Here is a 14,714-nt window from a genome sequence, read left to right on the forward strand (position 1 = left end):
CGCGATTCCCGGCGAGGAATGGCCCGCGACCCGCTCGCCCCGTTACAACAGGCCGGTGGACTTCCCCAGTGCGCTTCGTGAACGCCGTACCCGCCGTCATCTGAGCCAGCTCGACCTGGCGCTGCGGGCGGGCACCATCTCCTTGCCGGCAGTCGCGCAGGTCGCGCGGGTCGCTTCGACCAGATCCTGCGGTGTGCCGCGGAGACCGACAATTCCCCCCAGGGAATGGGCCGGTGCGCGGGCCCGGCGGGCAGCGGCTCACGCCCGCCGGGTCCGCTTCGGCTCAACCCACCCGACAGGGGAGGGTCGTTGCCGTGTCGGCGCCGCCGCCTTCGACGACGTAGCCGAACGTGGTGCTCGCGCCTGGAGCGAGAGATCCGTTCCAGTTGGCGTTGTGAACCATCACGGCCTGGCCGGTGTACGTCGCGTTGCCGTTCCAGAGGCTGTTCACCTTCTGGCCGCCCGGCAGCGTCCAGTCGACCATCCAGCCCAGCATCGGGACGTCTCCGGAGTTGGTGACGGTCACCTCGGACTGGTAGCCGCCGCTCCAACTGCCGGTGGTCTTACGGGTCGCGGTGCAGGTGCCCGGCACCGGCTCGCTCGGGTTGCCCGGCTCGTGGATGCCGGTGACCTCGCCGTTGCCGCCGTCGAAGACGACGTCGGAGCAGGAGTAGAAGGTCTCCGCGCTGTCCGAGCGCTGCCAGACCATGTAGATGATGTGGCGGCCCGACTTGTTCGCCGGAAGCTGCCCGGACCATGAGTAGTTGGCCTCGACCGTGCCCGGGCTGCCGTTGAGCGGCGGGTGGTCGACGGAGAGGAAGGGCCGGTCCTCCATGTCGTCCCAGGTGAGGGTCTGGGTCGCGTCGAAGCCGTCCTTGGTGACGTAGACGTAGAACCAACCCGGGTGCGCGGCCCAGGCGTTGTAGGAGAAGTCGACGGTCGCGCCCGAGGTGAGATGGGTCAACGGCCAATCGCTGCGGGCGGCGTTGAAGCCGGTGAAGTTGGTGTTGCCGCCGCTGCACAGTTCACCGTCCGGCACGAAGCCGCGGGTGCGTCCGGCACCGTCCGAGCGCAGTACGGAGAACCAGTTGTAGAACGGCGTGGTGCCGCTGACCGCCTGTGCGTTCTTGCAGGCCGGGTTGACCGGTTTGATCTCGCCGGTGTCGGTCAGTCCGTCCTGCCAGCACAGGAAGGTGCGGCTGGCGGGCTTCATCGGGGTGCCGTGGGCCTCCGCCGAACCGCCGGTCGACATCACCAGCGTGATGGCCGGGATCGTGGCGAGCAGGGAGACCAGGACGAGGAAGAGGGCTCTGGCGCGGGTGGGGAGGGTTAATCGGCGACCTGGGGACGCCGCTGATCTTGTCATGATCATGACAGTCCAGTCCGTTCCTTGAGGTACGGGCCGTGCGGATGCGTGTGTGCGGATGAGCGGGGTGGGGGGCTTCCCTGGGGCAGGTTCCGGTCCGCCATGTGGGAGCGCTCCCACCCCGCCTGCTGCGGAAGTTAGCGCGAACGGGGGCGGCTGTAAACGGGTGCCGCAGAAGCGACGGTCGTCGAGGGCCTGGTGTGGAGCCGCCGCTCGACTCCGGAAGCGGAATCGGAGGCGGACCCGAAGGGCAGGGACCGGAGCGCAACCGCGTGACGGCTTCGACCACCTCACCCGGAGCAGGCGCGCGGTCTCTTGAACAGCAGTCGCTCCACGTGTCGACGACCTCACCGGTAGCGCCTGGATTTCCCGACTTCACGTCGTACACCTCGAGCGCCGTTATCGTGCGCCGAGCGCTCCTCGGCGCACCTGAAGGGGATTTCGTGCGCCCTTCGAGCTCCCTTGCTTCGATACCTCGGAACCGGAGTACGCCTCTTCGGAGCACAAACACCCGTTCCGGCGTTCCCTCCTACGTACGACCCGATCGAACGGTCGCAGCTCAAGGGACCTCATGGAGCTGACGCCGCCCCATCGACACCGCCGCGAACACGCTCGTGGCTTTTAGCTCTATCCTCTTTGCTAGAGGCATAATGAGGGGAGCTAAAAGCTAGGAACTTTCTGTGCATGGCCGATCAGGTTCAGGGTACGTGCACGGGCGAAGGAGCGGCGATGACCCCCGTGGACCCCAGTCTGAACCGGCGCAAACTACGTCTCGCCCTGCGACAGGCGCGCGAGCGCGTCGGTCTGACTCAGCGCGAGGCAGCCGAACAGGTGGAGTGGTCCCAGTCGAAACTGATCCGGGTGGAGACAGGTACGGTCAGCGTGTCCGTCAGCGATCTGCGCGCGCTGGTGACGCTCTATCGCATCACCGACCCTGCCGAGGTACACGAACTCGAGCAGGCGGCCCGGGGTAGCAAAGGGGCGAGTTGGTGGTCGAAGTACCACGACGTGGTCACTCCTCAGTTCGCCCAGTATCTGGGCTACGAGAGTGCCGCCACGTCCCTGAACACGTATCACCCCATCGTCATCCCTGGCCATCTGCAGACCCGTGCGTACGCGGAGGCACTGCTGGCCCCCCGCGGCCTCGCGCCCGAGCGGGCCGAGCGGGTCGTGGACCTCAGGATGGAACGTCAGGAGCGGATGTTCGACAGCTCCGGTAGGCCGGTCACCACGTTCGTGCTGGACGAGGCCGCGGTGCGACGCCAGATCGGCGGAAGGGAAGTTCTGGATGGGCAGTTGGATCAGTTGCTCGACTTCGGCACACGCGACGGCATTACGCTCCGCATCCTGCCGTTCGACGCCGGGGCGCACTACAGCACTCTGGGTAGCTTCGTCCTGTTGAGCTTCCCCGACGACGACGATCTGCTGTACCTGGAGCATGCCGCCGGCAGCATGACCGGCGGTGAGGACCTGGAACTGCTGGCCCGTTACCAGGAGTGCTTCCACACGATCACGGAACTGGCGCTCGGCGACACCGAGTCTCGCGACCTGATCGATCGCATCAAGCAAGACCTCGGGGCCCGCTAGATCTGCGGCGCCCATGGCTGGCGGTGAAGCCAGGGGAGGACCGACGTGGTCGTCAGGTCGATATCTCAGGGCCTACAGCAGTGGGTCACCACCCTGCTCGGCGGAGCAGCAGGACTGAACGACGAGGAGCTCAAAGCACAGGCCATCAAGAACCAGTCCGAGACGGACCGTCTGGTCCAGATCGAGAACGCCCGCGGCGCCGTGAAGCTGAAGCTTGTGACGATAGTCGGCGCGCTCGCACTGATCGCCCTCGCGATAGTGGTCGGAGCGATAGTCGTGGTCGTGCAAGCGGCCGGAGAGCTGAAACTGCCGTGGTCCCGAATAGGCACAGTCGTGGGCACTTTCCTCTGCGCCTCCGGACTCACCGGCCTGGTGGCGCGTTGGGTGACACGGTGGTTCAAGCGCCGCCGGGCGATCGGCACTCCTACCGCGGCGTCCGCGTCCCAGAACCCTCCGGGAGGCGACCCGAACCAGATGACGTCTCCATGACGTGACTGGCCTTCCACACACCCGCCCCGACGGATACACCGACTGCCACGGTCACCCACAGGATCCGCTTGGCGAGCAGGCTGTCGACGAGCAGGGAGGCGAGGGCAGCCGCCAGCGTAGCCAGCGCGCCGGCAGCGAGCGCAAAAGCCAGGGCGCCACCGATGACCGCCTCCCGTTTCCCCCTCTTCTTCCCCGAATGACGCACCGCAGATGCCTCGGCACCCATACAGGCCCCCTACCTACTGCCGATGGCTGTTCACAAACATCACGAACCCTCTAACGCCCCCTGCGTCACCGCGCGAAGGAACCGTGTCCAGACGGGAGCGGTGAACTGAACGGACGAGCGAAGGGGTTCCTTGGAGTCACGGGCGAGCACTCGGTCCTCACACACAGCGACCTCCACGCACTCGGACTCATTGCCACACCTACTGCTCCTGCGCCACAAGGGTTTCCCCCTATGCACCACCTCAGCCCCTCCTGCTCCCCCGATGCGCCTAGGCAGTGCCCGTCCATGCTAGTGGGCGGCTACGCACTGCCGCAGGCAAGTACCCCCGAACGCCAGGGCAAAGAACCACGCGCGGCACTCGCAAGACTACGCACAGCTACTACATGCCCAGCGTAAATGCTCCCGGCCCACCACAGCCATACCCGAACCTGTCGATATGCCCATACGTCATTGCGACCGCCATGTCTCACCTCAAGTGGCCGCTTCGTCGGCGTTCCCAACTGCCTTCCTCACAAACCATCTTGAGCATCTGTTGGCTCAAGTACTCACATTTCTTGGCTAGTTGACATGGCTCAGAACGCCCACGGACTCGCCTGCGAGCGGCAGCTCGATACGGAACTCCGTCCGCCCCGGTTCGCTCCGCGCATCGAGCCCTCCCCCGTGCGCCGCTGTTATCGCCGCCACGATCGCAAGGCCCAGCCCGGACCCGCCCGCCGACCCTCCACTGCGCGTCCGGGACACGTCCGCGCGCGTGAAGCGTTCGAACACGGTCGGCAGGAGAGCGGGCGCGATGCCCGGCCCGTCGTCGCGGACGCGGACGACGCAGATGTCGTCCCTCGCCTCCACGACGGCCGTCACCCGCGTCCCCGCCGGCGTGTGCACCCGCGCGTTGCCCAGCAGATTGGCGACCACCTGATGGAGCCGTGCCCCGTCGCCGACGACCAGCGCCGGTGCGTCGAGGCGCAGTTCCAGCTGCCAGTCGTGGTCGTCGCCCGCGGCGCGCGCGTCCCAGACCGCTTCGGCGACCAAGGCGGCCATGTCGACCTCGTCCGACTGCAGGGGGCGGCCCTCGTCCAGTCGGGCCAGCAGGAGCAGGTCCTCGACGAGGCCCGTCATCCGGGCCGACTCGGCGGAGACCCGGCGCCAGGCCAGTACCGGTTCGATCCGGTCCGTGCCGCGGTTCATCAGTTCCGCGTAGCCCGCGATGGAGGCGAGCGGCGTACGCAACTCATGGCTCGCGTCGGAAAGGAAGCGGCGCATGCGTTCCTCGGTGCGCCGGCGTTCCGACAGCGAGGACTCCACGTGGTCGATCATCCGGTTCAGCGCGGCGCCCACCTGGCCCGCCTCGCTGCCCGGGTCGGCGTCCCCGGCCGGGACCCGGGTGAGGGCGGTGACCTCGCCGCGGTCCAGGGGTGCGCGGGAGACCTCGACCGCGGTGGCGGCGACCCGGCCCAGGGGGCGCAGCTGGCGGCGGATGACCACGGCGCAGACGCAGCCCGCCACGGCGAGGCCCGCCGCCGCCACGGCCGCTTCGACGGCGACCAGGCCATTGATCATCTGCCGGACGTCGTCCATGGGGAGGCCGACGAGGACCCGCACCCCGTCGCTGCCGGCCGCGGTGATCCGGTAGGTCCCGAGGCCCGGCACCGTCGCGGTGTGCGTCGAGCCGTCCGTCGCGATGCCGTCGAGGGCGGTGCGCTGGGTGTCGGTCAGGGCCGTCGGCACGGCGTCCTGGCCGACCACCTCGGCGGTGAGGAGGCCGCCTTCGTCGTCGAGGCGGGCGGCGAGCATGCCGGCCGGGTGGCCGCTCTCCATGAGGAACGCGAGGCTGTTCTCCTGGTCGGGGCGGAGCCGGGCGCCGCCGAGGCTGCGCTGGGCGGCGTTGTCGACGCGGTCGTCCAAGTTGCCCAGCAGATAGGTGCGTTGGACGAGGACCGTGGTCAGCGCCATCGCCGCGCAGACGACGGCCAGGGTGACGCCGATGAAGACGAGCAGGCGGGTGCGCAGGGAGCGCAGGCGTCGGCGGGCGGTCATCTGCCGTCCTCCTCCGGGCGGATGGCGTAGCCGAGGCCGCGCACGGTGTGGATCATCGGCGCCCGGCCCTTGTCGATCTTCCGGCGGAGGTTGGAGATGTAGACCTCGACGAGGTTGCCGCCGCCGTCGAAGGAGGTGCTCCAGACGTGGTCGAGGATCTGCGCCTTGCTGAGCATCTGGCTCGGGTGGTCCAGCATCAGGCTGAGCAGGTCGAACTCCTTGGCGGTGAGCCGGAGCGGGGTCCCGGCGCGGTGCACCTCGCGGGTCTCCTCGGTCAGCACGAGGTCGCCGAGGACGCGTACGGACTCGTCGGCGCGGGCGTGTTCGGCTCCGGCCCGGCGCAGCAGTCCGCGCAGTCGCAGCACGACCTCCTCCAGGGAGAAGGGCTTGGTGACGTAGTCGTCGGCGCCCGCCTCCAGGCCGTCGAGCCGGTGTTCCAGGGCGTCGCGGGCGGTGAGCATGAGGACGGGCAGCTTCGGGGTCTCGTAGCGCAGCCGGCGCAGCACCTGGAGGCCGTCCAGGTCGGGCAGCATCCCGTCGAGGACGACGGCGTGCGGGGCGCAGCCGCGCGCGGTCCGCAGCGCGCTCTGTCCGTCCAGCGCCGGGTAGGCGCGCCAGCCCGCCTCCTCGACGGCCACGGAGAGCACGTCGGTGAGCGCGGGCTCGTCGTCGACGATGAGCACGCGGACGCGGCCGTTTCGGTACCCAGCGCTGCCAGTCATGTCCCGATTCTGTCCCTGTGGGCTGGGGGAATCCTGTATTCAGCCTGTGGGTCGGTGATGACCTGGAGCTCCGTGCGCGGGGACGGCGAAGGGCCGCACCCCCGGTGACGGGGGTGCGGCCCTCGACGGCCTTCGGCCGGCCTGCCGGTCCGCTTACTGGCGGATCAGCGAGCGCAGCACGTACTGCATGATGCCGCCGTTGCGGTAGTAGTCGGCCTCACCGGGGGTGTCGATGCGGACGACCGCGTCGAACTCGACGCCCGTGTCGGTGGTGACCTTCACCGTGCGCGGCGTGGTGCCGTTGTTGAGCTCCTCGACGCCGGTGAACGAGAAGGTCTCCTCGCCGGTCAGGCCGAGGGTCTCGGCGTTCTGGCCCTCCGGGTACTGGAGCGGCAGGACGCCCATCCCGATGAGGTTCGAGCGGTGGATGCGCTCGTACGACTCGGTGATGACGGCCTTGACGCCGAGGAGCGCGGTGCCCTTGGCGGCCCAGTCGCGGGACGAGCCGGAGCCGTACTCCTTGCCGCCCAGGATGACCAGCGGGATGCCCTGCTCGATGTAGTTGCGCGAGGCGTCGTAGATGAACGACACCGGCGCGTCAGCCTGGGTGAAGTCGCGGGTGTAGCCGCCCTCGGTGCCCGGCGCGATCTGGTTGCGCAGGCGGATGTTGGCGAACGTGCCGCGGATCATGACCTCGTGGTTGCCTCGGCGGGCGCCGTAGGAGTTGAAGTCACGACGCTCCACACCGTGCTCGGTGAGGTACTTGCCGGCCGGGGTGTCGGCCTTGATGGCACCGGCGGGCGAGATGTGGTCGGTGGTGACCGAGTCGCCGAGCTTCGCCAGGACGCGGGCGCCCGAGATGTCGGAGACCGGGGTGGTCTCCATCGTCATGCCGTCGAAGTACGGGGGCTTGCGGACGTAGGTCGACTGCGGGTCCCACTCGAAGGTGTCGCCGGTCGGGATCGACAGCGCCTGCCACTGGGCGTCGCCCGCGAAGACGTCCTGGTAGGACTTGTTGAACATGTCCTCGCCGATGGCGTTCGCCACGACGTCGTTGACCTCGGCCTCGGTCGGCCAGATGTCGGTCAGGTAGACGGGCTTGCCGTCCTGGTCGACACCGAGGGCGTCCTTGGTGATGTCCACCTTCATGGAGCCCGCGAGGGCGTACGCGACGACCAGCGGCGGGGAGGCCAGGTAGTTCATCTTGACGTCGGGGTTGATACGGCCCTCGAAGTTCCGGTTGCCGGAGAGGACCGAGGTGACCGCGAGGTCGTGGTCGTTGACGGCCTTGGAGACCTCCTCCGGCAGCGGGCCGGAGTTGCCGATGCAGGTGGTGCAGCCGTAGCCGACGAGGTTGAAGCCGACCTTGTCGAGGTAGGGGGTGAGCCCCGCCTTGTCGAAGTAGTCGGTGACGACCTTCGAGCCCGGGGCGAGGGTGGTCTTGACCCACGGCTTGCGGGTCAGGCCCTTCTCCACGGCCTTCTTCGCGACGAGCGCGGCGGCGACCATGACGTACGGGTTCGAGGTGTTGGTGCAGGAGGTGATGGCCGCGACCGTCACCGCGCCGTGGTCGATCTCGTAGGTCGAGCCGTCGGGGGCGGTCACGGTGACCGGGTTGGACGGGGCTCCGTTCGGGGCCACGGCCGGGGCGTCGGAGGCCGGGAAGGACTCCTGGCCCGCCTCGTCCACGGAGTCGACGTAGTTGCGGACGTCGACCTTGAACTGCTCGGCGGCGTTCGCGAGGACGATGCGGTCCTGCGGGCGCTTCGGTCCGGCGATCGACGGGACGACCGTCGAGAGGTCGAGCTCCAGCTTCTCGGAGAAGTCCGGCTCGGCCTGCGGGTCCAGCCAGAGACCCTGCTCCTTGGCGTACGCCTCGACGAGCGCGAGCTGCTGGGCGTCACGGCCGGTCAGCTTCAGGTACTTGATGGTCTCGCCGTCGATCGGGAAGATCGCGGCGGTGGAGCCGAACTCCGGCGACATGTTGCCGATGGTGGCGCGGTTCGCGAGGGAGGTCGCGGCGACGCCCTCGCCGTAGAACTCGACGAACTTGCCGACGACACCGTGCTTGCGGAGCATCTCGGTGATGGTCAGCACGAGGTCGGTGGCGGTGGTGCCGGGGGTGAGCTCACCGGTCAGCTTGAAGCCGACGACGCGCGGGATGAGCATCGAGACCGGCTGGCCGAGCATCGCGGCCTCGGCCTCGATGCCGCCGACGCCCCAGCCCAGCACACCGAGGCCGTTGACCATGGTGGTGTGCGAGTCGGTGCCGACGAGGGTGTCGGGGTAGGCCTGGCCGCCCCGGACCATGACCGTGCGTGCCAGGTGCTCGATGTTGACCTGGTGGACGATACCGGTGCCCGGGGGGACGACCTTGAAGTCGTCGAAGGCGGTCTGGCCCCAGCGCAGGAACTGGTAGCGCTCCTTGTTGCGGCCGTACTCCAGGTCGACGTTCTGCTTGAAGGCGTCGTTGGTGCCGAACTTGTCGGCGATGACGGAGTGGTCGATGACCATCTCGGCCGGGGAGAGCGGGTTGACCTTCGCCGGGTCACCGCCGAGCGCCTTGACGGCCTCACGCATGGTGGCGAGGTCCACGACACAGGGCACGCCGGTGAAGTCCTGCATGATCACGCGGGCGGGCGTGAACTGGATCTCCTGCGACGGCTGGGCCTGGGAGTCCCAGTTGCCGAGGGCGCGGATGTGGTCGGCGGTGATGTTCGCGCCGTCCTCGGTACGGAGCAGGTTCTCGAGCAGAACCTTGAGGCTGTACGGAAGGCGAGCCGAGCCTTCCACCTGGTCCAGCCGGAAGATCTCGTACGACTCGTCGCCCACGCTCAGCGTGGCACGGGCGTCGAAGCTGTTCGCCGACACGACAGTCTCCTTCATTGATGTGCGCGTACTCACCACGATCCTGCCGCCACGGCATCTTGGCCGATCCGCTAAGGTCAGGCTAAGTTAGGTAACCCTTACCACTGGAGTGGCGATGCGGGCGGCTGCGGTGCGCCTGGGCAGATATCTCGATGTCGAGATAACTCTAGTACACGGGCGCGGGATGGTCATGCCCCGCCTCCGTTTGTGATGTCCCCCACGGCTAGGGTCACTGAGTGATTATCCGGCCGAACCCGGCCTTCGGCGCGGGCAGGACCCTCACGACCGCGGGCGCCGCGTGAACGGGCCCGACTTCTCGTGGGACGAGGACGCATTCGCCTGGACGGCACACATCGCCCTGCCGCCGGGCACCTGGGCTGCTACACCCGGGCCCGTCCCCCTGTATTACGCCCCCGAGGGCCGCGAGGACCACCCCCTGGACCACGTCGAGCTCGCGTCGGCGACCTGGGCGGCCGAGCATCTCCCCGCCCTGCTGACCGCCGCCCGGCGCACGGTCCACGCCCATGCCGTCCGCACGCTCGAGCCGCAGGACCTGGCGGCCGCCTCCGCACTCGACGACGTCGTGCGCGTCAGCGCCGTGTACGTCCATCAGGTCTCGCGCGACCGCATCCCCTACATCGGCGTCGAGTTCTCGTGCCCGTGGGACGCGGAGCACGACCTGGGGGTACTTCTGCACGGCACCCGCGTCGTCGACATCGGCGGCGCCGACACCGCGTTCCTCCTCTGGATGGCCGAACGAGACGCCGCGAATCCCCGCACCGGCCTCGACGAAGCCCTGCTCGGCCACTGGGACACCGCCCCCTTCGCGTACGGCGTGATGGAGACGTCCGAGTTCGAGCTGCGCGCCGACGGGACGGGGTGGAGCCTGCTCGCCCATCCCGCCGGGGAGTACGTCACCCGGCTCACCTGGCAGTGCCCGGGGGCGGGGGTGCTGGAGTTGCGGGACGAGGAAGGTCTCGTGTCACGTCACCGGTACGTCGTCACCACCGCACCGGTGACGTCGGTCACCTTCGAAGAGCCCGTCGAGTTCGGCCATCAGTACGCCAAGTCGGGGTAACCGACAGGTATTCCGCGACTCAGACGGGAGGCACAGATGCCCCTCACGTTCCGCAAGAGTTTCCGGATCCTTCCCGGCGTACGACTGAACATCAACCGGCGCTCCTGGTCCATCACCACCGGCGGCGGCAGCCACGGCCCGAAGCACACCCACAGCAGCACAGGACGTCGTACGACATCGGTTGATTTGCCCGGACCTTTCGGATGGCGCCGCACCCGCAAGGCCAGGCGGCATTGACGCACCATCAGATCCGTCACCCGGACGGACCCCATCGGAATGCGCCATCTCATATCTGAGATAGCCTCGCCCCATGGCAGACGATTACCTCGTACGCATCGGCAAGCTCATCCGTGACGCCCGGCAACACCGGGGCTGGACACAGTCGCAGCTGGCAGAAGCTCTCGGTACCAGTCAGAGCGCTGTGAACCGCATCGAGCGTGGCAACCAGAACATCAGCCTTGAGATGATCGCTCGAATCGGTGAGGCCCTGGAGAGCGAGATCGTCTCCCTGGGCTACGCGGGGCCGATGCATCTGCGGGTCGTCGGCGGCCGCCGGCTCTCCGGCGCCATCGACGTCAAGACGAGCAAGAACGCGTGCGTGGCACTGCTGTGCGCCTCGCTGCTCAACAAGGGGCGCACGGTGCTGCGTCGCGTCGCCCGCATCGAGGAGGTCTACCGCCTTCTGGAGGTGCTCAACTCCATCGGGGTGCGCACCCGCTGGATCAACGACGGCGTCGACCTGGAGATCGTGCCGCCGGCCGAGCTGGACATGGGCGCCATCGACGCGGACGCGGCCCGCCGCACCCGCTCGATCATCATGTTCCTCGGCCCGCTGCTGCACCGCATGGACAGCTTCAAGCTGCCGTACGCCGGTGGCTGCGACCTCGGTACGAGGACCATCGAGCCGCACATGATCGCGCTGCGCCGGTTCGGTCTCGACATCGCCGCGACCGAGGGCCTGTACCACGCGCAGGTGGACCACTCGATCTCCCCCGACCGCCCGATCGTGCTGACCGAGCGCGGCGACACCGTGACCGAGAACGCGCTGCTGGCCGCCGCCCGCCACGACGGCGTCACCGTCATCCGCAACGCGTCCTCCAACTACATGGTCCAGGACCTCTGCTTCTTCCTGGAGGCGCTCGGCGTCAAGGTCGAGGGCATCGGCACCACCACGCTCACCGTGCACGGCATGCCGACCATCGACGTCGACGTGGACTACTCCCCCTCCGAGGACCCGGTCGAGGCGATGAGCCTGCTGGCCGCGGCGGTCGTGACGGAGTCGGAGCTGACGGTGCGCCGGGTGCCGATCGAGTTCCTGGAGATCGAGCTGGCGGTCCTGGAGGAGATGGGCCTCGACCACGACCGTACGCCCGAGTACGTCGCGGACAACGGCCGTACGCGCCTGGTGGACCTCACCGTCCGCCCCTCCAAACTGGAGGCGCCGATCGACAAGATCCACCCGATGCCGTTCCCGGGTCTGAACATCGACAACGTCCCGTTCTTCGCGGCCATCGCGGCCTCCGCGCAGGGCAAGACGCTGATCCACGACTGGGTCTACGACAACCGCGCGATCTACCTCACGGACCTCAACCGCCTCGGCGGCCGGCTCCAACTCCTTGACCCGCACCGGGTGTTGGTCGAGGGCCCGACCCGCTGGCGGGCCGCCGAGATGATGTGCCCGCCGGCCCTGCGGCCCGCCGTGGTCGTGCTGCTGGCGATGATGGCCGCGGAGGGCACGTCCGTGCTGCGCAACGTGTACGTCATCAACCGCGGTTACGAGGACCTCGCCGAGCGGCTGAACTCGGTGGGGGCGCAGATCGAGATCTTCCGGGACATCTGAGCCCGGCACCGGAACACCGCCGGGCCCCGTCCGACGTGCGAGGACGGGGCCCGGCGGTGTTTCCGACGTACCATCAAATACCCAGCACCACACGGGCGGTGAGGAAGTAGATCACCAGCCCCGTGGCGTCCACCAGGGTCGTCACCATCGGGGCCGACACCACCGCCGGATCGATGTTGAGGCGCTTGGCCAGCAGGGGCATCGCGCCGCCGACCGTCGCCGCCCAGCCGCAGATGATGACCAGGGCGACGCCGACGACGACCGCGATGTGCACGCCCACGAACAGGGTGCCCAGGACCATGGCGAGCCCGGCCAGCATCGCGCCCAGGACGAGGCCCGAGCGGCACTCGCGCCAGACGACCGCCGGCAGGTCGAAGACGCGTACCTCGCCCACGGCCAGCGCCCGTACCGCGGCGGTGGCCGCCTGTGCACCCGCGTTGCCGCCGGTGCCGATCAACAGCGGGATGAACATGGCCAGTTGGGTGACCTTGTCGAGGGTGCTCTCGAAGGCCTCCGTCACGGTCACCGTGAGGGTCGCGGCCAGCAGCAGGAACAGCAGCCAGACGATCCGGTACCGGGCCAGCTGCCACACGGTCGCCGCCATGTAGTGCCCCGTCCACGGGGCCGACCCGGACTGGCGGGCGACGTCCTCGGTGTCCGCCTCCTCGATGACCTCGACCGCGTCGTCGATGGTGAGCAGCCCCACGAGCCGCTCCTCGCTGTCGACGACGGGCAGCGCGAGCACGTTGGTCTCCCGCATCAACCGCGCCGCGTCCTCGGCGGGTTCGGCGGCGTGTACGCGCAGAGCGTCGGTGACGACGTGGTCGGCCAGGGCGTCGTCCGGGGAGCTGAGCACCAGGTCCCGCAGGGCGACCACGCCGGTCAGACGGCGTCCGCGGTCCACGACCGGGAGCGTGTAGACGGTCTCCGCGTCGGCGCCCCTGAGCCGGACCCGGTCCAGGCTCTGACCCACCGTCACATCCACTTCGAGCGGGACGACTTCGGGCGTCATACAGCGCCCCACCGAGCCCTCCGGGTAACCGAGGAGCGCGGCGGTCATACGGCGCTCGTGTGCGCTGAGCCCCGCCAGGACCCTACGGACCACCTTGGCGGGCGCCTCGCGCAGCATACGGACCCGGTCATCGGGGTCCAGGTTCTCGACCAGGTCGCGGAAGGCGGTGTCCCGCAGCCCCATCAGCATGGCCTGCTGGTCCACGGGTGCCAATTCCTCGAAGACCTCGATGGCCTGGTCCTTGCCGAGCAGCCGGAAGGCGACGACCGCGTCCACGGCGTCCATCCGGGCCAGGTCGTCGGCGATCAGGTGCGGCGGGCGCCGGCCCAGCAGATGCTGGGCGTCGCGCAGGTCGTGGCGCTCCAGGGCGTCGAGGAGCTCGGTGGGCATCTCGTCGGGCAGCTGGGTGTACGTCATGGCAAGGTCACCTCGGCGGTACGGCGGGGGCGGGGACGTTTCCTGCTCCGGGGCGCGTACCGGTGCCGTCACCGGCCGGACGAGGTGCGGCCGTGAGCCGTCACGGCGGGTCCGGGAGCGGGGCGGGGGTACGCGCGGGCGGACTCGGAGGTTCGCTCTGCACGGCACACCACCTCCTCCCTGGTCATGTACGGAATGTGCGGGCCGATGGGCCGATCCTGCTCAGGTCGTCCGGGCCGATCCTGCTCGGGCCTCCCCGGCCGGGCGAGCCACGAGGCCGACCCGGCGGGGAGAGCGGGCCCACCGGGTCGGCCGCCGTCGGTCAGGCGTGCCGGACCACGCCGAACGTCACACCCACGGGGTCCCTGAGGACGGCGACACGTCCGACGCCGGGTGCCTCGGCGGGTGCGGAGACGACGGTGCCGCCGAGCGCGGTCGCCGCCGCCACCGTCGCGTCGACGTCCTCGACGCCGAAGTGCAGGGTCCAGCCGGCCTCGCCTCCGGGCGCGCTCGTGACGGCGCCGAACTCCACGACACCGCCCACGAAGGTCAGATGGGCGGCGGCGCCTCCGGCCGGCGGCACGGCGGCGGTCCAGCCGAAGACCTGGGCGTAGAACGCCTTGGCGCCGTCGGTGTCCGGGGTGCTCAGCCCGAACCAGGACAGCGCCCCGGGCTCACGCACCAGCCCGGAGCCGGGGTGCTTGTCCGGCTCCCAGGCGCCGAACACCGCGCCGTCGGGGGCCGCGTACACCGCGGCGCTGCCGGCGACCGACACCTTCGTGGGCGGGCTCAGGACACGGCCCCCGGCCGACTCCACCGCCTTCGTCGTCGCGTTGAGGTCGTCCGACATGAAGTAGGCGCTCCAGCCGGACGAGTGCTCCTGCCCCTCTCGGAGCTCGACCGCGCCCACGATCTTCTCGCCGCGCAGCGTGAAGTTCACGTATCCGCTGGGGAGTTGGAGGCCCTCCCAGCCGAAGAGGGAGCCGTAGAAGGTGCGGGCGGAGGCGACGTCGGGGGTGTCGAGGTCCGCCCAGCACGGTGCGCCGACAGGGTGACGGGTGATCTTCATCGGTTC

At 69.1% G+C, this 14,714-nt stretch carries 12 protein-coding genes; 5 read left to right on the top strand and 7 right to left on the bottom strand.

Going from position 1 to position 14,714, the window contains the following annotated elements; translation table 11 throughout:
- Positions 1 to 283 precede the first annotated feature (283 nt).
- Positions 284 to 1,366: a lytic polysaccharide monooxygenase auxiliary activity family 9 protein gene (locus tag QF037_RS12950; RefSeq protein ID WP_373463711.1), complete on the bottom strand. Its 1,083-nt coding sequence runs from the start codon at positions 1,364 to 1,366 to the stop codon at positions 284 to 286.
- A 729-nt stretch (positions 1,367 to 2,095) separates the two neighbouring features.
- On the opposite strand from QF037_RS12950, the gene QF037_RS12955 reads away from it, so the two are divergent.
- Positions 2,096 to 2,953: a helix-turn-helix domain-containing protein gene (locus QF037_RS12955; protein ID WP_307024767.1), complete on the top strand. Its 858-nt coding sequence runs from the start codon at positions 2,096 to 2,098 to the stop codon at positions 2,951 to 2,953.
- 45 nt (positions 2,954 to 2,998) lie between these two features.
- A complete protein-coding gene (locus tag QF037_RS12960) occupies positions 2,999 to 3,442 on the top strand; it encodes a hypothetical protein (RefSeq protein WP_307024768.1) in 444 nt (147 codons plus the stop codon).
- A 265-nt stretch (positions 3,443 to 3,707) separates the two neighbouring features.
- Here QF037_RS12960 and QF037_RS12965 read toward each other — a convergent pair whose 3' ends face one another.
- The 4 genes from QF037_RS12965 to acnA all read right to left on the bottom strand — a co-directional run bounded on the left by QF037_RS12965 (position 3,708) and on the right by acnA (position 9,295).
- Complete coding sequence (locus QF037_RS12965; protein WP_307024771.1) at positions 3,708 to 3,908, bottom strand: DUF397 domain-containing protein; 201 nt, start codon at positions 3,906 to 3,908, stop codon at positions 3,708 to 3,710.
- 318 nt (positions 3,909 to 4,226) lie between these two features.
- Entirely contained in the window at positions 4,227 to 5,702 is a 1,476-nt protein-coding gene (locus tag QF037_RS12970) for a HAMP domain-containing sensor histidine kinase (RefSeq protein WP_307024773.1), read from the bottom strand.
- Complete coding sequence (locus QF037_RS12975) at positions 5,699 to 6,424, bottom strand: response regulator transcription factor (RefSeq protein ID WP_307024775.1); 726 nt, start codon at positions 6,422 to 6,424, stop codon at positions 5,699 to 5,701. The genes QF037_RS12970 and QF037_RS12975 overlap by 4 nt, the downstream gene beginning before the upstream one ends.
- 153 nt (positions 6,425 to 6,577) lie before the next feature.
- Complete coding sequence (acnA, locus tag QF037_RS12980; RefSeq protein ID WP_307024777.1) at positions 6,578 to 9,295, bottom strand: aconitate hydratase AcnA; 2,718 nt, start codon at positions 9,293 to 9,295, stop codon at positions 6,578 to 6,580.
- A gap of 295 nt (positions 9,296 to 9,590) precedes the next feature.
- Between acnA and QF037_RS12985 the strand changes: the two genes are divergently transcribed.
- From QF037_RS12985 to QF037_RS12995, 3 genes are all read left to right on the top strand, one after another.
- Complete coding sequence (locus QF037_RS12985) at positions 9,591 to 10,370, top strand: DUF6985 domain-containing protein (RefSeq protein WP_307024780.1); 780 nt, start codon at positions 9,591 to 9,593, stop codon at positions 10,368 to 10,370.
- A 36-nt stretch (positions 10,371 to 10,406) separates the two neighbouring features.
- Positions 10,407 to 10,607 (top strand): DUF4236 domain-containing protein, encoded by a 201-nt coding sequence (locus QF037_RS12990; RefSeq protein WP_307024782.1) that lies wholly within the window; start codon positions 10,407 to 10,409, stop codon positions 10,605 to 10,607.
- 73 nt (positions 10,608 to 10,680) lie between these two features.
- Positions 10,681 to 12,210 (top strand): helix-turn-helix domain-containing protein, encoded by a 1,530-nt coding sequence (locus tag QF037_RS12995; RefSeq protein WP_307024783.1) that lies wholly within the window; start codon positions 10,681 to 10,683, stop codon positions 12,208 to 12,210.
- A gap of 73 nt (positions 12,211 to 12,283) precedes the next feature.
- On the opposite strand, the gene mgtE is transcribed toward QF037_RS12995, so the two are convergent.
- Together mgtE and QF037_RS13005 are read right to left on the bottom strand one after the other, a co-directional pair.
- Positions 12,284 to 13,639 (bottom strand): magnesium transporter, encoded by a 1,356-nt coding sequence (gene mgtE / locus QF037_RS13000; protein ID WP_307024785.1) that lies wholly within the window; start codon positions 13,637 to 13,639, stop codon positions 12,284 to 12,286.
- A gap of 322 nt (positions 13,640 to 13,961) precedes the next feature.
- Entirely contained in the window at positions 13,962 to 14,708 is a 747-nt protein-coding gene (locus QF037_RS13005; protein ID WP_307024787.1) for a VOC family protein, read from the bottom strand.
- Between the last annotated feature and the right edge of the window lie 6 nt (positions 14,709 to 14,714).

Source organism: Streptomyces canus (assembly GCF_030815415.1).
GTDB classification, from domain to species: domain Bacteria; phylum Actinomycetota; class Actinomycetes; order Streptomycetales; family Streptomycetaceae; genus Streptomyces; species Streptomyces canus_F.

Excerpts from the sequence above, each read along its gene's own strand:
- QF037_RS12975 (WP_307024775.1), bottom strand. The coding sequence starts at position 6,424 with ATGACTGGCAGCGCTGGGTACCGAAACGGCCGCGTCCGCGTGCTCATC.
- QF037_RS12955 (WP_307024767.1), top strand. The coding sequence starts at position 2,096 with ATGACCCCCGTGGACCCCAGTCTGAACCGGCGCAAACTACGTCTCGCC.
- QF037_RS12950 (WP_373463711.1), bottom strand. The coding sequence starts at position 1,366 with ATGACAAGATCAGCGGCGTCCCCAGGTCGCCGATTAACCCTCCCCACC.
- QF037_RS13005 (WP_307024787.1), bottom strand. The coding sequence starts at position 14,708 with ATGAAGATCACCCGTCACCCTGTCGGCGCACCGTGCTGGGCGGACCTC.
- QF037_RS12970 (WP_307024773.1), bottom strand. The coding sequence starts at position 5,702 with ATGACCGCCCGCCGACGCCTGCGCTCCCTGCGCACCCGCCTGCTCGTC.
- QF037_RS12990 (WP_307024782.1), top strand. The coding sequence starts at position 10,407 with ATGCCCCTCACGTTCCGCAAGAGTTTCCGGATCCTTCCCGGCGTACGA.
- QF037_RS12995 (WP_307024783.1), top strand. The coding sequence starts at position 10,681 with ATGGCAGACGATTACCTCGTACGCATCGGCAAGCTCATCCGTGACGCC.
- mgtE (WP_307024785.1), bottom strand. The coding sequence starts at position 13,639 with ATGACGTACACCCAGCTGCCCGACGAGATGCCCACCGAGCTCCTCGAC.